Raw genomic sequence first — 17,784 nt, forward strand, 5'->3', positions numbered from 1 at the left:
CAATCCGGGCAGCCAGCGTTCGCGCTCGTTGATGCTAGTCAAAGCCACCGCACGCGTTGCCGGTATCTTGCGCGCACTATGCTGCAATACGTGGACCGCTCATCGAAGCCAACGCAAGCTCGCTCGTGGCGGCGCGCTGCGGGAATGCTGACGCGCCCAAAGACCGTATTCGCGGTGCTCGCGATCATGCTTGGCGCGATGGCAGCGGGCTATGTGGCGTGGACGCGGCAGAGCGCGAATGCGGTGCCGCAGGGCTTCGTTGTGGCAAACGGACGGATCGAGGCGCAGGAGATCGACGTCGCCGCGAAATATGGCGGGCGTATCGTCGAGGTCACGATCCAGGAAGGCGACGATGTCGCCGCGGGTGCGGTGATCGCCCGCCTCGACTCCGACGAGCTCAATGCCGCCATCGCGCGCGCCGAAGCCCAGCTGGACGCGGCACGCCAGGAGCAACAGGCCGCCGCCCACAGCGTGACCGAGCGGGAGAGCCAGCTCACCTTCACCGGTCAGGAACTCGAGCGCACGAAGTTCCTGTCAGAGCGCGGCTACGCAAGCGGCGAGCTCCTGGACAAGCGGCGCTCGGACCGGCAGGCGGCCGAGGCCGCTCACAATCTCGCGATGTCGCAGCTCCGCCGGAGCGAACACGCCGCCAGGGCGGCCGATGCCGAGATTCAGCGCCTCCGGGCCCAGCTCGATCAAACCGTGCTCAAGGCGCCGCGTCAGGCCCGCGTTCTCTACCGGCTCGCCCTTCCCGGCGAGGTGGTCGCTGCCGGCGGAAAAGTAGCCACCCTCGTCGATCTCGCCGACATGCGCATGACCGTGTTTCTGGCCGGCCCGGATGCCGGCGCCGTCGCAATCGGCTCCGAGGCGCGGATCGTTCTCGATTCGATGCCGACCCGGCCGATCCCTGCTCGGGCAAGCTTTGTATCGCCCACCGCGCAATTCACGCCCAAGACGGTCGAGACGCAGGACGAGCGGACAAAGCTCGTCTTCCGCGTCAAGGCGATTGTCACCGATGCGCGCGGCGCGCCGCTCAAGTCGGGAATGCCGGGAGTAGCCTATTTTCGGCTCGATGAGCACAAGGAATGGCCGGCATGGCTGAAATAGCGGACTATTCCGCCGCAGCCCTGTCGGATGTCTCGCATTGCTATAAACGAACCGAGGCGCTGAAAAGCGTAAGCCTGGCGATGGATCCCGGCAGCATCACGGGGCTGATCGGGCCCGACGGGGTCGGCAAGTCCACCCTGCTGGCGCTGCTGGCCGGCGCCAAACGTATCCAGGCGGGGAAGATCATCGTCCTCGGAGGCGACATGGCCGACCGCCATCACCGCCGTGCGGTGTGCTCCCGAATAGCCTACATGCCGCAAGGCCTCGGCAAGAATCTCTATTCCGATCTCACGGTCGCCGAAAACATCGACTTCTTCGGCCGCCTCTTCGGCCTGCGTGCGAACGAGCGCATGGCGAGGATGCTCGAGCTGCTCAATGGCACCGGCCTCGGGCCGTTCCGCGATAGGCGTGCCGGCAAGCTCTCCGGCGGCATGAAGCAAAAGCTGGGGCTGTGCTGCGCGCTGATCCACGATCCCGACCTGTTGATCCTCGATGAGCCGACGACCGGTATAGATCCGCTGTCGCGCAGGCAGTTCTGGCAGCTGGTCGCGCGATTTCGCGCGCAGCGCCCCGGGATGACCGTGGTGGTCGCCACCGCCTACATGGAGGAGGCGGAAGCATTCGACCGCATCGTCATGATGGACGAGGGACGCATTCTCGCGACCGGCACGCCCTCGGAGCTTAAGGAACGAACCGGCGCCCCGGCGCTCGAGGGTGTCTATGTCGCGCTGCTGCCCGAAGTGAAGCGGCGCGCCCACCGCGCCTTCACCATCGCGCCGTTGGAAGGGCGCGACGAGGTCGCCGCCATTGAGGCCGAGGGGCTCACGCGGCGCTTCGGCGACTTCTCCGCCGTCGACAACGTGAGCTTTCGCATCGGGCGCGGCGAGATCTTCGGTTTCCTCGGGCCCAATGGATGCGGCAAGACCACGACGATGCGCATGCTCACCGGGCTGGTCGCTCCGAGCGAGGGCGCCGCTCGCCTGTTCGGCCATGAGCTCGATCCCGGCGATCGCGACACGCGCAAACGTATCGGCTACATGAGCCAGGGCTTCTCGCTCTACAGCGAGCTGACCGTGCGCCAGAACCTCGTCCTGCACGGGCAGATCTACGGCCTTTCGGCCGATCTGATCGCGCGACGCATCGCGCAGCTCGTCGAGCGGCTCGGCCTTGCCGACATGCTCGACGAACGCGCCGAAAAGCTGCCGCTTGGGCTGCGCCAGCGCCTGTCACTCGCGGTTGCCGTCATCCACGAGCCCCAGATCCTGATCCTGGACGAGCCCACGTCCGGGGTAGACCCGATCGCGCGGGACCAGTTCTGGGAGTTCCTCGCCGAGCTCTCACGCGAGCATGGCGTCACCATCTTCGTCTCGACCCACTACCTGAACGAGGCGGAACGCTGCGACCGCATCTCCTTCATGAATGCCGGGCGCGTACTGGCGTGCGACCGGCCTGCCGCCCTGATCGCATCGAGTGGCGCGCGCAACCTCGAAGAGGCCTTCATCACCTTTCTGGAAAAGGAATATGCGACGGCAACGGCGAGTTCCGGCGCGGCCGTCCCGGCGGCAACCCGACCAGCCAGCCTGCGCCACGAAGGTGGCGCCGATGGCTGGGGCACGGCCCTTCAGCGAATGTGGGCATACGCACGCCGCGAGATGCTCGAGCTGTCGCGCGACCCGATCCGGCTCGCCTTCGCGACACTCGCGCCGATTTTGCTCCTGCTCATTCTCGGCTACGGCATCTCCTTCGACGTCAACCACTTAACCTTCGCGGCGCTCGATCGGGACCAGACTCCGGAGTCGCGCGCCTATCTCGAGGAATTCCGCGGTTCTCCCTACTTCGTCGAGCAGGGCCCGCTTGTGTCCTATGCGGACATGGATGCACGCCTGCAGGGCGGCACCCTGAAGCTCGCCATAGAGATCCGGGACGGATTCGGCCGGGACTTGCGTGCGGGCCGGTCGCCCGCGGTCGGCTTCTGGGTCGACGGCGGAATGCCGTTCCGCGGCGAAACGATCCGCGGCTACGTGCAGGCCCTGCACCTGCAATGGGAAGAACGCTTCGTTCGCGAGCACGGGTTACCTGCGCCGGTGATGCCGGCCGGACTCGAGGTTCGTTATCGATACAATCAATCGGTCACGAGCGTGTTCTCCATGCTGCCGGGAAACATCGCGATCCTGCTGGCGCTTATCCCGACGATGCTGACTGCGGTTGCGGTGGTACGGGAAAAGGAATTGGGCTCCATCACCAACGTTTTTGTCACGCCGGTGCGCCGCGCCGAGTTTCTCCTCGGCAAGCAGCTCATCTACGTCACGGTGAGCTTTGCGATCTTCGTGGCGCTGGTCGCGGTCACCATCGGCCATTTCGACGTGCGGCTCAAAGGCAGCGCTGCGGCACTTGCCCTGGGCGCCGTCTTCTATCTCTTTGCCACCACCGGCATCGGACTATTGATCTCGACGCTCACGCGCAGCCAGATCGGCGCGCTGCTTGGCGGGGTGGTGGTGACGATCATCCCGGCGGTCCAGTTCTCGGGCCAGATCCGCCCGGTGTCGTCCATGACCGGCGGCGCCGCCGTCATGGGGAGCGGCTTCCCGGCGACCTATTTCAGGCAGATCAGCGTCGGCACCTTCACCAAGGCGCTCGACCTCACGGATTTGTGGCTCAATCACCTGGTGCTCGCCCTCTTTGCGGCCGGCATCTTCGCAGCGGCTCTGCTCCTGACCGGCAAGCAGGAGACGTGACGATGAGTGCGCTGAACAACGTGCTCCGGCTGACCATCAAGGAACTCTGGAGCCTGCGCTATGATCCGGCGCTGGCCTTCTTCGTCATCTATTCCTTCACCATCGCGATCATCGTGCCGGCCCGCGACCCCGGCGCCGAGGTCAACAACGCTTCCATCGCGTTCGTTGACGAGGATCGATCGCAGCTCTCGCTGCGGTTGCGTGACAGCCTGCGTCAGCCCTATTTCCGCGCTCCCGACGAAATCCCGATCGAGCGGGTCGATCAGGCCATGGACCGGGGCGAATATACCTTCGTGGTCGATATTCCACCGGACTTTCAGGCGAAACTGCTCGCCGGCCGCAATCCGGTCGTCCAGGTCAACGTCGATGCCACGGCGATGAGCCAGGCTTTCATCGGCTCGACTTACCTGACCCAGATCTTCACCGAAGAGATCGTGCGTTTCGTTGCGGGTCGCAGCTCGCAACGTCACGGGCTCGCCGACGCCGAGATCCGGGTTCGCTTCAACCCCAACCTTCGCGGCTTCTGGTTTGTCGGCGTCACCCAGATCTTCCAGAGCATCACCATGCTGGCGCTGGGATTGAGCGGCGCGGCCGCGATCCGCGAGCGCGAACACGGCACGCTGGATCATCTTCTGGTGATGCCGGTCGGCCCTGCCGAGATCATGCTGGCGAAGATCTTCGCGAGCGGCATCGTGATTCTGGTCGGGAGCTACATCGCCCTGCGCGGAATCATCGGCTGGATGCTCTCGGTTCCGCTCGCCGGCTCCGTCGGCTTGTTCATGGCGGGAACCGTGCTCTACGTGTTCGCCGTCAGCTCGATCAGCATCTTTCTTGCCACGATCGCGCGCTCGATGCCGCAGATGGGGCTTCTCGTGACCTTGATCGTCATTCCGATGCTGGTGCTGTCAGGAGCGATCACGCCGCTCGACAGCACTCCGCTTGCCGTTCAATGGATCATGAAGCTCACGCCGTCGCCGCATTTCGTCGAGCTGACCACGGCGATCGTGTTCCGGGGAGCCGGACTGGACGTGGTATGGCCGTTCTTCGCGGCCATTGCCGTTATCGGAGCCGCCTTCTTCGGCGCCTCACTGGCATTTTTCCGCCGCAGCCTGGCGGCGGCGGCGCAGGCGTAGTTGTGTCGCCCAATCCTGCAGACCGTCATTGCGAGTTGGACCGGCGTTGACGACTGTCGTCGCGGAGATAGTACTGGATTGCGTCGCTTCGCTCGCCATGACGGCTCAATTCAACAAGAACCCGCCGTCTACGGTGACCACGCTCCCGGTCATGTAGCGCGAGGTTTTGGAAGCGAGCAGCAGCATCGCGCCGTCGAGATCGGACTCCGCGCCGACGCGGCGCTGCGGGATCCCCTTGATCAGCCGTTCGCCGCCGGGCGTCGACCAGAACGCGTGATTCATGTCGGTATCGATATAGCCGGGCGCCAGCGCGTTGACACGGATGTTGTTGGGGGCGAGCTCCAGCGCCATGACCTTGGTGGCCTGGATGATGCCGGCCTTGGATATGGCATAGGGCGAGATGAATTTCATCACGCCGAAGCCGACCACGGAGGCGATGTTGACGATGTTGCCCCCCTGCCCGCGCGCGATCATCCGCCGCGCCACCTCGGTCGCGAGGAAGTAGGCCCCCTTCAGATTGGCGCCGATCACGGCGTCCCAGTCGGCCTCGGTCTGATCTACCGCGAGCTTTTCGATGGCGATGCCGGCGTTGTTAATCAGCACGGTGACGGGCCCGAGCGCAGTCTCCGCCGCGTCGACCGCCTTGGGAATCGATGCGGTATCCGTCACGTCGAGCGCTACCGCCGCGGCGCGGCCGCCACGGCCGCGGATTTCCTCCTCCAGGGCCTTCAGCTTGCCGGTCTGGCGCGCGGCGAGCACGACCGCCGCGCCGCGCGCGGACAGAAGGCGCGCGAACTGCCGCCCCAGGCCCTGGCTCGCGCCGGTGATCAGGATGGTTTCCTGGCTTACATCGAACAGATCAGACATGACGAATTCCTCAGGCGACAGCACTTCCCGGCCTTGATACAGACCATTTTGGTGCTCGGAAAGCTCCGAGGGGATGTCTTATCAGGGCCGTCGTCCTTGGCTAGACTGCTCTGAGGCGAATTGAAGAAACGTTTCTCGACAACGGGAGTGAGACAGTGGATCTTGGGATCAGAGGCCGCCGCGCCATCGTCTGTGCATCGAGCAAGGGACTGGGACGCGCCTGCGCCATGGCGCTTGCCCATGAGGGCGTTCACGTGACGATCACGGCGCGTGGCGCCGAGGCGCTGGCGAAGACCGCCGCCGAAATCAGGAAGGCCAGCCCGTCCGTCACCGTTACCGAGGTGGTCGGCGACATCACGACGCCTGCGGGCCGCGAAGCCGTGCTCAAGGCCTGCCCCGAGCCCGACATCCTCGTCAACAATGCCGGCGGGCCGCCGCCCGGCGATTTCCGGAACTGGACGCGCGACGACTGGATCAAGGCGCTGGACGCCAACATGCTCACCCCGATCGAACTGATCAAGGCGACCGTCGACGGCATGATGGCGCGCAAATTCGGCCGCATCGTCAACATCACCTCCGCGGCCGTGAAGGCGCCAATCGACATTTTGGGCCTGTCCAACGGCGCGCGCGCCGGCCTCACCGGATTCATCGCCGGCCTTTCCCGCAAGACTGTGATCAACAACGTCACCATCAATGCGCTGTTGCCGGGGCCGTTTGAGACCGACCGCCTGCGCGGCACGGCCAAGGCAGAAGCGGACAGGCGCGGCATTACGCCGGAGCAGCTCTTGGCCGAGCGCGCCAAGCTCAATCCGGCCGGGCGTTTCGGGGATCCCGAGGAGTTCGGCCATGCCTGCGCCTTCCTGTGCAGCGCCAAGGCGGGCTTCATCACCGGCCAGAACATCCTGCTCGACGGCGGCGCCTTCCCAGGCACCCTTTAGGCTTGCCGGCAATCAGCGGCGCCGGGTGGGCTCGTCCTCGTCCCGCTCGCTCATGCTCGAGGAATCGGGCGTGGTGCGTTCTCCGGTCCAGTCGACCCCGAACGCGTCCAGCCCCTCGGCCAGGAGATCACCGAGCATGGGTTCGCCCAGCAGGTAGCGCGCAGTGCTGCGACCGGCGCGCTGCTCGGTAGCCTCCTTACGCAGATCATCCCATTCGTCGATCGCACCATCACCGCGACCCAGTCGCATCAATGCGACAAGATCCACCTGCTCGTCCTCGGTGAGCGCAGCGATGAAGCCCGTGATCTCACGCACCACCGAATCGTCGCCGCTATCCTCGAGCACGTCGATCATATCGTCGTCGGCGGCATTGGAGCCGGAGTCCGGGTCGGAAGCCCCCTCCTTGACGTCGAACTCCCGTGCCTTCTCGATCAGGAAAGCGACTTTTTCGGGTGAAATCATCAGTTCAGGCATTCGATCCTCCTCAGGCTGACCCGATAACGCAGCATAGCATGAGATGATCCCGTTGCACCTCAGGGCAGAAAACCTCATTCTGCGGCACCAGAACCAGAGCAAGGAGAAAAGCGCCAGATGCAATGGAATGTGGGCAAGGTCAGGATTACCAAGGTCGTGGAGCTTGAGACGGTCGGCTCGACCCGATTCATCCTGCCGCTCGCCACCAACGAAGAGATCCAGAAGCTGCCCTGGCTCATTCCGCATTTCGCCAACGACGAGGGCCGGCTGAAGATGTCGATCCACTCGCTGGTGCTGGAGACGCCCTCGCGCCGCATCGTGGTCGATACCGGGCTCGGCAACGACAAGGAAGGCCGCGACGTGCCGACCTGGAACAACCGCAACTCGCCATATCTCGAGACCATGACGGCGGCGGGATTTCCGGCGGAGAGCATCGATACCGTGCTCTGCACCCACTTGCATGTCGACCATGTCGGCTGGAATACGAGGCCCGTCAACGGAAAATGGGTGCCGACCTTCGCCAACGCGCGCTACCTGTTCGGCCATACCGAATATGAGCATTGGCGCGACCACAGCATCGAGCCCGACAAGGCGGCCGTGTTCAACGACTCCGTGAAACCGATCGTCGACGCCGGCAAGGCCGATCTGATCGCGAGCGACCACAGGTTGTGCGAGGAGATCAGCATGATCCCGGCACCCGGCCATAGCCCGGGCCAGGTCAGCGTTCTCATCCGCTCGGAGGGCGAAGAGGCATTGCTGATCGGCGATACCGCCCACCACCCTTGCCAAATGGCACACCTGGACTGGTCGTCGACGGCCGATTCCGACCCCGTTCAATCGGCGGTCACGCGGCGCGAGCTGTTCTCGCGCTTTGCCGACAGACCGACCATGGTGATCGGCGGACACTTCAACGCCGGCCATATCCGGCGCGAGGGTGGTGCCTTCAAGTTCATTGCCCTCGCATGACTGCCATCGGCGGGCGTGGAACCACCTGCTCCCGCCGCACAAGTCCGTGATCAGAAGAGCTGCGCTGCAGCAGCCAATCGGCGGTTGAAATTCCACCCGCCCTGTTCCATGAAGCTGGACAACCAACCGGTTCATCCCAGGGAGCGAGAAGAATGAAGCTTGTTCGTTACGGCGAAAAAGGCGCGGAAAAGCCCGGTCTCATCGACAGAAGCGGCCAATTGCGCGACCTCTCGGCGCAGGTGAAGGACATCACCGGCGAGGTGCTGTCGCCGGCCTCGCTCGCCAAACTCGCCGCTATCGACCCCGCCTCGCTTCCTGCCGTCAGCGGCAAGCCGCGCCTCGGGCCACCGGTCACCGGCATCTCCAAGTTCGTCGCCATCGGGCTGAACTACACCGACCATGCCAAGGAGACCGGCAACCCGATCCCGTCCGAGCCGATCTTCTTCCTGAAAGCCAACACGGCGCTGTCCGGCCCGAACGATGCCGTCGAGAAGCCGCGCGGCTCGACCAAGCTCGACTGGGAGGTGGAGATCGCGGCGGTCATCGGCACCCGCGCCAAATACGTCTCCGAGGCCGACGCGCTCAACCACATCGCCGGATATTGCGTCTGCAACGACGTCTCCGAACGCAACTTCCAGATCGAGCGTCTCGGCCAGTGGACCAAGGGCAAGTCGCACGACACGTTCGGCCCGCTCGGCCCCTGGCTTGTCACCAGGGACGAGATCCCGGATGTGCAGAAACTGTCGATGTGGCTCGACGTCAACGGCACGCGGCGCCAGACCGGCTCGACCGCGACCATGATCTTCTCGATGGCCAAGTGCATTTCCTACGTCTCGCAATTCATGACGCTGCTGCCCGGCGACATCGTCACGACCGGCACCCCGCCCGGCGTCGGCACCGGCATGAAGCCGCCGCAATTTCTCAATGTCGGCGACGTGGTGACGCTCGGCATCGAAGGCCTCGGCGAACAGCGCCAGCAGATCATCGCGGCGTGAACGTAACCCGGCCGCTTGGATCCGCGTTATAGCGAGGAGCGTTAACAACGAAGCGATTCAGTCTGCCGGGCCCCTTCTGGATTGCTTCGCTTCGCTCGCAATGACGGCACCACAATTGTCGCTTCTGCCTGAGGAATACTTCAATGAAACTCACTTTCTCTCCCGCCTCGCCCTTCGCCCGCAAGGTGCGCATTGCCGCGATCGAGCTCGGCCTGATCGATCAAATCGAGCTGACGACGATCACGGTGGCCCCGGGCCAGGCCAACGCCGAATATGAGAAGATTAACCCGCTCAAGAAGCTGCCGGTGCTGATCCTCGACAGCGGCGATGTCATCCTCGACTCGTATGTCATCGCCGAATATCTCGACGAGCTTGCCGGCGGCGGCCGGCTGATCCCGGCCTCGGGTCCCTTGAAATGGAAGGTCAAGACCGAGCACTCGCTGCTCCAGGGCATGCTCGATTCCATGCTGCTGTGCCGCTATGAGAACGCCATGCGGCCGGAAAGCTTGCGCTGGAAGGTGTGGAGCGACGATCACTGGAACAGGGTCTGGTCCGGCATGGCGCGGTTCGATAGCGATGCGGCAATGCTGTCGCGGCCTCTGGATATCGCACAGATCGCGCTCACCTGCGTGCTGGGCTACGCCGATTTCCGCTTCGCCGACCGGCCCTGGCGCAAGGCATTCCCGAATCTCGATGCGTTTCACCAGAAGATGCTGGAGCGGTCTTCGGTCAAGATCTCCCTGCCACCGCCGGCTTAAGGTCAAGAAACATAGCCATGACTCTGAAGTTCAGCGCCGGCGATCTCACCATTCATCGCATCATTGAGCAGGAGATGTCTTTCCTGCCCGCTAGCGACATGCTGCCGGGCTTGACGCCGGAGTTGCTCGCGGAAAGCCGCGCATGGTTGCGACAGGCAAAGGCGCTGGACGACAACGACGTGCTGATCCTGTGCTTCCAGTCCTACGTCATCAAGACGTCCCATCACACCATTCTGGTCGATAGCTGCATCGGCAACGACAAGCCACGGCCGCAGCGGCCGAAATGGCACATGAAGACCGACGACACCTATATGAAGGCGCTGAACGCGGCGGGCTTTGCGACCGGCGACATCGACTTCGTCATGTGCACGCATTTGCATGTCGATCACGTCGGCTGGAATACGCGCCTTGACAACGGCCGCTGGGTGCCGACCTTCCCGAAGGCGCGCTATGTCTTCGCCAGGACCGAGTTCGACTACTGGAACGAGCAGAACCGCAAGACGGAGGTGGCGACTTTCACCGACAGCGTGCTGCCCGTCGTCGAGGCCGGCCGTGCCGAGATCGTCGGCAACGAGCACCAGATCGGCGACCATGTCCGCATCGTGCCGACGCCCGGCCACACGCCTGGACACGCAGCCTTCGCTTTCGGCCGCAACAGGGATGACGTCGTGTGCAGCGGCGACTTGATGCACTCACCGCTGCAGGCGCTTCATCCCGAATTGTCGCCGAAATTCGACGTCGACCCGGCGCTGGCCGCCGTGACCCGGCGCAACTTCCTGGAGCGCTACTGCGACACCGACACGCTGTGCTGCACCGCGCATTTCCCCTCGCCTTCCGCCGGCAGGATCCGCCGCAAGGGCAGCGGGTTCACGTGCGAGGCAGCGGCCTAAGGCCACGCCTCCGCTGACGCTCTGCCACCTCCCCCGGAGGGGCAAGGCAAGCAACGAAACCGCTCAATCGAACAGGCTTGGGGTGTGATTGACGATCGCGCCTTCGATAGCGAGCATCTTCAATTTCGTCACCACCCCGCCATTGGCGGAAAAGCCGCCCGGCTTGTTGCCGGCCGCGAGCACGCGATGGCAGGGCACCACAATCGGACACGGATTGCGTCCGAGCGCCTGGCCGACGTCACGCGACAGTTCGACACCGCCGAGCTGCTTTGCGATGTCGCCATAGGTCATGGTCCGGCCGGGCGGGATGGTGCGGGCGATGTCATAGACGCCGCGATTGAATGCGGGCACGCCCTCGAGATCGAGCACGATGTCTTTGAGGTCATCCGGCTCGCCCGCAAGCAGTCTCACGATGCGCTCGATCGCACCGCGCACCTGCGGCGTTGGCTCACCTTCGCTGATCTCGCGATAGCGCTGGCGGATGCGACCGCGGGTCTTGTCTTCGCTGCCCATCGGCAATTGCACACCGGTGATGCCGCGCCCGCTCCAGGCGACAGCGCAAGCACCGATCGCGGTGTCGAACAGGGCAAAATGCTGGTCTGTCTGTATCATGGCAGGCTCCATGGAGACTCCAAGGAAACTCCAAGTCATGCGTCCACGTCTGAGATCGATACGAAATCTAGGCTTGGAAATTGTTGCGATCCACCCGAATCCAGATGAATCTCTCGCTGTTCCACTTTGATCGGGACGAGGTCCTCATGCACACCAAGCACGTCAACGGCTACGACATGGCCTATCTCGACATTGGCCCGCAGGTCGCCGGAAAACCGCCACTGGTGTGCGTGCATGGTTCGCTGTGCGATTTCCGGATCTGGTCGGCGGTGCTCGGTCCCCTGACGACGCAGCATCGCGTCATCGCTGTCAGCCTTCGGCATTTCTTTCCCGACCATTGGGACGGAATCGGCCACACCTATTCGATCGCCCAGCATGTCGAGGACATGATCGCCTTCATCGAGCAGATCGGGCCGAAGCCGGTCGATCTGATGGGCCATTCCCGCGGCGGACACATCGCGTTCCGGGTGGCGCAGCAGCGGCCGGACCTGTTGCGCAAGTTGATCCTGGCCGAACCGGGCGGCGAATTGGATGACTCGCTCGATCCGGACTTCGCGCCCGGCCCCTCGCCGCTTGCGGCCAGGATCGCCGCCTCCGCCGAGGTGATCGCCAAGGGCGACATCGACGGCGGGCTGATGATCTTTATCGAGGCGCTTGAGGGACGCGGCGCGTGGACGCGCCTGCCCGCGACATCGAAGCAATTGCTGAGGGACAACGCCACCACGCTGATCGGCCAGACCCGCGATCAGCGTCCGCCCTTCTCCAGGGCAGACGCGCAATCGATCAGGACGCCGACCCTGTTCATCGGCGGCGCCAAAACCAGAGGTACGCTGGCAAAGGTGCTGCACGCGCTGGCAGGCCATGTTCCGAATTCCAGGACGGCCCTCATTCCAGGCGCAACGCATCCCATGTTCGAACAGGCGCCGCAGCGCTTCTGCGAGATCGTGCTGGCGTTTCTGGCCGACTAAGCTGTGAGCAGGTGCAACATCGGCTGGGTTGAACCGGCGTTATCCGATGACGCGGCTGACGTGACTCGGGAAAGGCGGTAAGATCGACCAAGAAGAAGACGGTCAAGACGGCAAAGGAGGAAGCGCGATGAACCTCACCCCGGAACAATTGGCGTTTTTCCAGCGCGAGGGCTGGCTGTTCCTGCCCGAGCTGTTCAGCCAGGAGGAAGTGGATTTCCTCGCGCGCGAGGCCGAACGCATCTACAGCGCCGACCGTCCTGAGGTGTGGCGCGAGAAGAGCGGCGCGCCGCGCACGGCCTTTGCGGCCCACCTCTACAACGAGGCGTTCGGCGTTCTCGGCGCGCATCCGCGGATGATCGAGCCGGTGGAGCAGATCTTCGGCGAGAAGGTCTACATGCACCAATTCAAGATCAACGCCAAGTCGGCCTTCACCGGCGACGTCTGGCAATGGCACCAGGACTACGGCACCTGGAAGCGCGACGACGGCATGCCGGAGCCACGCGCGATGAACATCGCAATCTTCCTCGACGAAGTGATGCCGATCAACGGTCCGCTGATGCTGGTGCCAAGGAGCCAGCACGCCGGCGATCTCGAAGCCTCGCACGATCTCAAGACCACCTCCTATCCGCTGTGGACGCTGAATGAGGACACCGTGACGAGCCTGGTGAAGCAGGGCGGCATCGTCGCGCCGACCGGCAAGCCCGGCGGCATGCTGATGTTCCACGGCAATCTCGTGCACGGCTCGGCCGGCAACATCACGCCCTACCCGCGCAAGATCGTGTACCTGACGCTGAATGCGGTTTCCAACTACATCCGCAAACCCACACGGCCGGACTATATCGCCCATCGCGACTTCACGCCGATTCAGACGGTGGAGGATGACGCGCTGCTGCGATTGGCGCGTGCGCACCGCCAGGCGGCGGAGTAGTTTTGCTCTGTCATTCCTGGGCGCGCGTTGGCGCGAGCCCGGAATCCATAACCACGATCGGGAGCATGGATTCTCTGATGTGCAATTGCACATCACAGCTCGCGACTTTGTCGCGCCCCGGAATGACAGACATCGATAGTCCATGCCGCCTCCCACACCATAGCAGTAGCGGAATTGTTCCATGAATCTCTTCCATCTTCTCAAGGCCCGGCACGCCGCGGGAAAGCCGGTGCGGGTTGCCCTGATCGGCGCCGGCAAGTTCGGGTCGATGTTCCTGTCCCAGGTGCCGCATGTGCCGGGGCTTGAGGTGCCGGTCATCGTTGACCTCGACCGCGAGCGGGCGCGCGAGGCCTGCCGCACCGTCGGCTGGGATGCGGCACGGATCGAGGCCACCACCTTCACCCAGGACGGCAGCAAGGCGGCGTCAGGCAATGTCGACGTGATCGTGGAGGCGACCGGCAACCCGGCCGTCGGCATCAGGCACGCGCGCGCGGCGATTGCGGCCGGCAAGCACATCGTCATGGTCAACGTCGAAGCCGACGTACTGGCAGGCCCGCTGCTCGCGCAGGAGGCCCGCAAGGCCGGCGTCGTCTATTCGCTCGCCTATGGCGACCAGCCCGCCCTGACGGCGGAGATGGTCGACTGGGCGCGCGCCACCGGCTTTCGCGTCGTCGCCGCCGGCAAAGGCACGAAATATCTGCCCTCCTATCACGACGTGACGCCGGATGGCGTGTGGCAGCATTACGGATTGACGGCCGCCGAAGCGCAGTCGGCCGGCATGAACCCTCAGATGTTCAACTCCTTCCTCGACGGCACCAAGTCGGCGATCGAGATGGCGGCCATCGCCAATGCGACCGGGCTCGACGTTCCGGCGGACGGCCTGTTGTTTCCGGCCTGCGGCGTCGACGACCTGCCGCACGTGATGCGGCCGCGCGAGATGGGCGGCGTCCTGGAAAAATCCGGCGTCGTCGAAGTGGTGTCCTCGATCGAGCGCGATGGCCGTCCCGTGTTCCGCGATCTGCGCTGGGGCGTATATGTCGTTCTCGAAGCACCGAACGATTATGCCGCCGACTGCTTCAGGCAATACGGCCTCAGGACCGATGCCACCGGCCGCTATGCCGCTATGTACAAGCCGTATCATCTCATCGGGTTAGAACTGAACATTTCGGTGCTGTCGGCCGCGCTACGCAACGAGCCCACCGGGCAGGCGTTTGGCTTCCGTGGCGACGTCGTTGCGGTTGCCAAGCGCGATTTGCGCGCGAGCGAGATGCTGGACGGCGAAGGCGGCTACACGGTGTGGGGCAAGCTGATGCCGGCACAAGCCAGCGTGACGGCGGGCGCGCTGCCGATCGGGCTCGCGCATCGCGTCAAGCTGACGAGCGATGTCGCGCGTGGCGCTGTGGTTCGCTGGAACGACGTCGCAATCGACGCGAATGACGAAACCGTGAAAGTGCGGCGTGCAATGGAAGCTGCGTTCGCAATGCAGCAATAGGGGACCCGCGCCTTCGCATCTGCGATCAAGCGCATGATTCGGCCCGAAGGGCCGCGTCAGCGCGAGGTGCGGGCGGTCTTCCGAAAGATCGTCCTCGTAAGAGAGCTGAAAGCGATTGCGCGCTTGATTCGCGCGGTTCCTTTCGCCATCCTGAGCCAGTCCGGAAAAATTCGTCTCGGACAGCAAGCAACGTCGGCCGCCGGCGAAGCAAAACGACAGCAAGATCGTGTCCCTCGTCGAGCTATCGACAAACAAAAATAGAGGGGAAGTGCATGAAACGTCGTGAATTCCTGACCGCAGGAGGGTTAGGCCTTGCCGCAAGTGCCGTCGCGGCACCAGCTATCGCGCAATCGATGCCGGAGGTGAAATGGCGCCTGGCAGCGAGCTGGCCGAAGTCGCTCGATACGCTCTATGGCGGCTGCGAATATTTCTGCAAGCGTGTGGCCGAAGTGACCGACAACCGCTTCCAGATCCAGCCCTTTGCCGCGGGCGAGATCGTGCCCGGCCTGCAGGTGCTCGACGCCGTGTCCAACGGCACGGTCGAGATTGGCAACACCGCGCTCTACTATTACTGGGGCAAGAATCCGGCGTTTACGTTCGGCACGTCGCTGCCGTTCGGACTGAACACGCGCCAGCACATCTCGTGGCTGTTGTGGGGTGGCGGTCAGGACATGCTCAATGCGCTCCTGAAGGAGCATGGCGCCTACGGCATTCCGACCGGCTCGACCGGAGCGCAGATGGGCGGCTGGTTCCGCAAGGAGATTAAGACGATCGACGACCTCAAGGGGTTGAAGTTCCGGGTCGGCGGCTTTGCCGGCAACATCGTCAAGAAGGTCGGCGGCGTGCCGCAGCAGATCGCGGCGGGCGATATTTATCCGGCGCTGGAAAAGGGCACGATCGACGCGGCGGAATGGGTCGGCCCCTATGACGACGAGAAGCTCGGCTTCGTGAAGGTCGCAAAATACTACTACTATCCCGGATGGTGGGAAGGCACCGGACAGGGCCACAACATCGTCAACCTCGAGAAGTGGAATTCGCTGCCCAAGCACTATCAGGCGGCCATTAACACCGCTTCGCTCGACACCTTCACCTGGGTTACGGGCAAATACGACAACGTCAACCCGCCGGCGCTGAAGCGCCTGTTGGCGGCAGGCGCGATCTTGAGACCGTTCCCGCAGGAAGTGCTGGAAGCCTGCTACAACGCGGCCAACGAGATCTATGCCGACCTCTCCAAGAGCAATGCGCATTTCGGCAAGATGCATTCAAGCCTTGCCGCCTACCGCAACGAATCGCTGGCCTGGATGCAGGTTGCGGAATTGAGCTTCGACAGTTTCATGATGCGGATGCGCACGCGGACGTAAGAAAGGCGGCGCGACAAGAATCAGAAAGCCCCGGAGAGGACTCCGGGGCTTTTTTCACTTGACCTGTGCCAGGTCGTTGAGCGCGTTACTTCGCTTGTCATTGCCCGGCTCGACCGGCGATTCAGCATTCCAGAGACGTCGGTTGGGCGATGAGCGATCGCAACGAGTGCCGCGGAGTACCGGATTGCCCGACCGAGCCGGGGCATGACAGCGGTGAGTGACGGCATGCAGTGGCGAGACTGCCGCCAGGCTCAGTCCTGATCGTCGGCGAAGATGGCGGCGAGCTTGTCGTAATATTTGGCGACGACGTCGATGTTGCCCTTGTTCTCGATCGCAGGCAGCGGCGATTTCAGCGCCTGGTTGAGCTCGTCGAGCGCCTCCTTCTTGTCCTTGGCCGCCAACTTCTTGTCGGCCTCGATCTGCGCGATCTGCGCCTTGATCACGGCTTCCGGCCCGACATACTTCCTGGTAGCGGGATCGAAGCCGCCGAGCACGAGGCCGATGTTGTCGATCACGGTGGAGTATTCGTCGTAACCGGCAAAACCGTGCTTCTTGGCAACGGCGTCGAGCTGCGCGATGACCTTGGCATCCGGCTGGGCGTTGTCCGGCAGCTTGTCGGTGATCGCCTCGATGTCCTTCTGCACCGACAGTACGCCCTCGATCTGCTTGTCGGTCAGCGCGATCTGCTTGATGGAGAGAGGCTGTGCCGCGGGCTGCTGACCGGCGGGAGGCGCGGCCTGGGCGGGAGCATCCGGCTGCTTGGCTTGCGCGAGCGCAGTATCGGCTGGAGCCAGCGCCAGGGCGGAGGCAAGGCAGGCCATGCTCAGCGCGGCGATGGCGGGACGAAAGAACTCACGCATTGGGAGTCTCCTCAGGTTTTTTGGAACTGGAGAGGCGTGCAACCCGTACGGGTCTGACGTGAACGGCCAATGAACTGGCGCGTGGTCAGTTCCGATCGATATCGCTCCGCCGAACTAAGCAGGCACCCGCGTCAGCTTGAGGGCCGAGGATATCTTCCGGGAGGCGTCGCCGTGGCCCACGATCATTTGCAAGAGGGCCGATCTAGGCGAAGCATGCGCAAATAAAAACGCCGCTTCCGTGACGGAAGCGGCGTTGTTGTTGTTCCACATCGAAAAGAGGAAATTTCCTTGTCCTTGGCAGGCCTGGCAGCGACCTACTCTCCCAGGGCTTAAGCCATAGTACCATTGGCGCTGAGGAGTTTAACGGCCGAGTTCGGGATGGGATCGGGTTCAAGCTCCTCGCTAGAACCACCAGGCCGGCGAAGGACAAGGAAACGAAGCAAGCCGAACGCTTTTGAAGCGTTCAAGGTCATCGCGCATGACGCGCTATGGACACTGAAAATGAGAGCAATCAAGCCAATCGAACGATTAGTACCGGTAAGCTGCGCGCATTACTGCGCTTCCACACCCGGCCTATCAACGTGGTCGTCTTCCACGGTTCTCAAGGGAATGCTCGTTTTGAGGTGGGTTTCCCGCTTAGATGCTTTCAGCGGTTATCCCGTCCGTACATAGCTATGCAGCACTGCCGCTGGCGCGACAA

17 protein-coding genes and 2 rRNA genes are annotated in these 17,784 nt (G+C 63.6%); 13 read left to right on the forward strand and 6 right to left on the reverse strand.

Annotated features, from left to right (window positions below; all coding sequences use genetic code 11):
• Positions 1–144 precede the first annotated feature (144 nt).
• From HY852_RS19895 to HY852_RS19905, 3 genes are read left to right on the forward strand one after another with little or no spacing between them, the layout of a single operon-like run.
• Complete coding sequence (locus HY852_RS19895; RefSeq protein ID WP_291606510.1) at positions 145–1,107, forward strand: HlyD family efflux transporter periplasmic adaptor subunit; 963 nt, start codon at positions 145–147, stop codon at positions 1,105–1,107.
• On the forward strand, positions 1,095–3,842 hold the full coding sequence (gene rbbA / locus HY852_RS19900; RefSeq protein ID WP_291606511.1) for a ribosome-associated ATPase/putative transporter RbbA: 2,748 nt from the start codon (positions 1,095–1,097) through the stop codon (positions 3,840–3,842). The genes HY852_RS19895 and rbbA overlap by 13 nt, the downstream gene beginning before the upstream one ends.
• 2 nt (positions 3,843–3,844) lie before the next feature.
• Positions 3,845–4,975 (forward strand): ABC transporter permease, encoded by a 1,131-nt coding sequence (locus HY852_RS19905; RefSeq protein WP_291606512.1) that lies wholly within the window; start codon positions 3,845–3,847, stop codon positions 4,973–4,975.
• Positions 4,976–5,080: 105 nt separating this feature from the next.
• On the opposite strand, the gene HY852_RS19910 is transcribed toward HY852_RS19905, so the two are convergent.
• Positions 5,081–5,842 carry an SDR family NAD(P)-dependent oxidoreductase gene (locus HY852_RS19910; RefSeq protein ID WP_291606513.1) on the reverse strand — a complete coding sequence of 254 codons (762 nt, stop codon included), beginning with the start codon at positions 5,840–5,842 and terminating at the stop codon, positions 5,081–5,083.
• A 155-nt stretch (positions 5,843–5,997) separates the two neighbouring features.
• On the opposite strand from HY852_RS19910, the gene HY852_RS19915 reads away from it, so the two are divergent.
• Positions 5,998–6,780 (forward strand): SDR family oxidoreductase, encoded by a 783-nt coding sequence (locus HY852_RS19915; protein WP_291606514.1) that lies wholly within the window; start codon positions 5,998–6,000, stop codon positions 6,778–6,780.
• 12 nt (positions 6,781–6,792) lie between these two features.
• On the opposite strand, the gene HY852_RS19920 is transcribed toward HY852_RS19915, so the two are convergent.
• Entirely contained in the window at positions 6,793–7,254 is a 462-nt protein-coding gene (locus HY852_RS19920; RefSeq protein WP_291606515.1) for a DUF3775 domain-containing protein, read from the reverse strand.
• A gap of 117 nt (positions 7,255–7,371) precedes the next feature.
• Here HY852_RS19920 and HY852_RS19925 point away from each other — a divergent pair, with 117 nt between their 5' ends.
• The 4 genes from HY852_RS19925 (at position 7,372) to HY852_RS19940 (ending at position 10,863) form a co-directional block, all read left to right on the forward strand.
• Positions 7,372–8,220 (forward strand): MBL fold metallo-hydrolase, encoded by an 849-nt coding sequence (locus tag HY852_RS19925; RefSeq protein ID WP_291606516.1) that lies wholly within the window; start codon positions 7,372–7,374, stop codon positions 8,218–8,220.
• A gap of 152 nt (positions 8,221–8,372) precedes the next feature.
• Complete coding sequence (locus HY852_RS19930; protein WP_291606517.1) at positions 8,373–9,215, forward strand: fumarylacetoacetate hydrolase family protein; 843 nt, start codon at positions 8,373–8,375, stop codon at positions 9,213–9,215.
• Positions 9,216–9,358: 143 nt separating this feature from the next.
• On the forward strand, positions 9,359–9,973 hold the full coding sequence (locus tag HY852_RS19935; RefSeq protein ID WP_291606518.1) for a glutathione S-transferase family protein: 615 nt from the start codon (positions 9,359–9,361) through the stop codon (positions 9,971–9,973).
• 17 nt (positions 9,974–9,990) lie between these two features.
• Positions 9,991–10,863 carry an MBL fold metallo-hydrolase gene (locus tag HY852_RS19940; protein WP_291606519.1) on the forward strand — a complete coding sequence of 291 codons (873 nt, stop codon included), beginning with the start codon at positions 9,991–9,993 and terminating at the stop codon, positions 10,861–10,863.
• A gap of 63 nt (positions 10,864–10,926) precedes the next feature.
• On the opposite strand, the gene HY852_RS19945 is transcribed toward HY852_RS19940, so the two are convergent.
• The gene (locus HY852_RS19945) at positions 10,927–11,475 is read right to left on the reverse strand and encodes a methylated-DNA--[protein]-cysteine S-methyltransferase (RefSeq protein WP_291606520.1); all 549 of its coding nucleotides are present in this window, start codon (positions 11,473–11,475) and stop codon (positions 10,927–10,929) included.
• Positions 11,476–11,621: 146 nt separating this feature from the next.
• On the opposite strand from HY852_RS19945, the gene HY852_RS19950 reads away from it, so the two are divergent.
• The 5 genes from HY852_RS19950 (at position 11,622) to HY852_RS19970 (ending at position 16,224) form a co-directional block, all read left to right on the forward strand.
• On the forward strand, positions 11,622–12,443 hold the full coding sequence (locus HY852_RS19950) for an alpha/beta hydrolase (protein ID WP_291606521.1): 822 nt from the start codon (positions 11,622–11,624) through the stop codon (positions 12,441–12,443).
• A 127-nt stretch (positions 12,444–12,570) separates the two neighbouring features.
• Entirely contained in the window at positions 12,571–13,371 is an 801-nt protein-coding gene (locus tag HY852_RS19955; protein ID WP_291606522.1) for a phytanoyl-CoA dioxygenase family protein, read from the forward strand.
• 181 nt (positions 13,372–13,552) lie between these two features.
• Entirely contained in the window at positions 13,553–14,863 is a 1,311-nt protein-coding gene (locus HY852_RS19960; protein WP_291606523.1) for a Gfo/Idh/MocA family oxidoreductase, read from the forward strand.
• 33 nt (positions 14,864–14,896) lie between these two features.
• Positions 14,897–15,124: a hypothetical protein gene (locus HY852_RS19965; protein ID WP_291606524.1), complete on the forward strand. Its 228-nt coding sequence runs from the start codon at positions 14,897–14,899 to the stop codon at positions 15,122–15,124.
• A gap of 11 nt (positions 15,125–15,135) precedes the next feature.
• Positions 15,136–16,224 carry a TRAP transporter substrate-binding protein gene (locus HY852_RS19970; RefSeq protein ID WP_291606525.1) on the forward strand — a complete coding sequence of 363 codons (1,089 nt, stop codon included), beginning with the start codon at positions 15,136–15,138 and terminating at the stop codon, positions 16,222–16,224.
• Positions 16,225–16,475: 251 nt separating this feature from the next.
• On the opposite strand, the gene HY852_RS19975 is transcribed toward HY852_RS19970, so the two are convergent.
• The 3 genes from HY852_RS19975 to HY852_RS19985 form a co-directional block, all read right to left on the reverse strand.
• Positions 16,476–17,084 (reverse strand): hypothetical protein, encoded by a 609-nt coding sequence (locus HY852_RS19975; RefSeq protein WP_291606526.1) that lies wholly within the window; start codon positions 17,082–17,084, stop codon positions 16,476–16,478.
• A gap of 301 nt (positions 17,085–17,385) precedes the next feature.
• Positions 17,386–17,500: ribosomal RNA gene (gene rrf / locus HY852_RS19980) — 5S ribosomal RNA — on the reverse strand.
• Between the two features lie 91 nt (positions 17,501–17,591).
• Positions 17,592–17,784: ribosomal RNA gene (locus tag HY852_RS19985) — 23S ribosomal RNA — on the reverse strand; the annotation flags it as partial.

Source organism: Bradyrhizobium sp., from assembly GCF_016213215.1.
GTDB lineage: Bacteria > Pseudomonadota > Alphaproteobacteria > Rhizobiales > Xanthobacteraceae > Bradyrhizobium.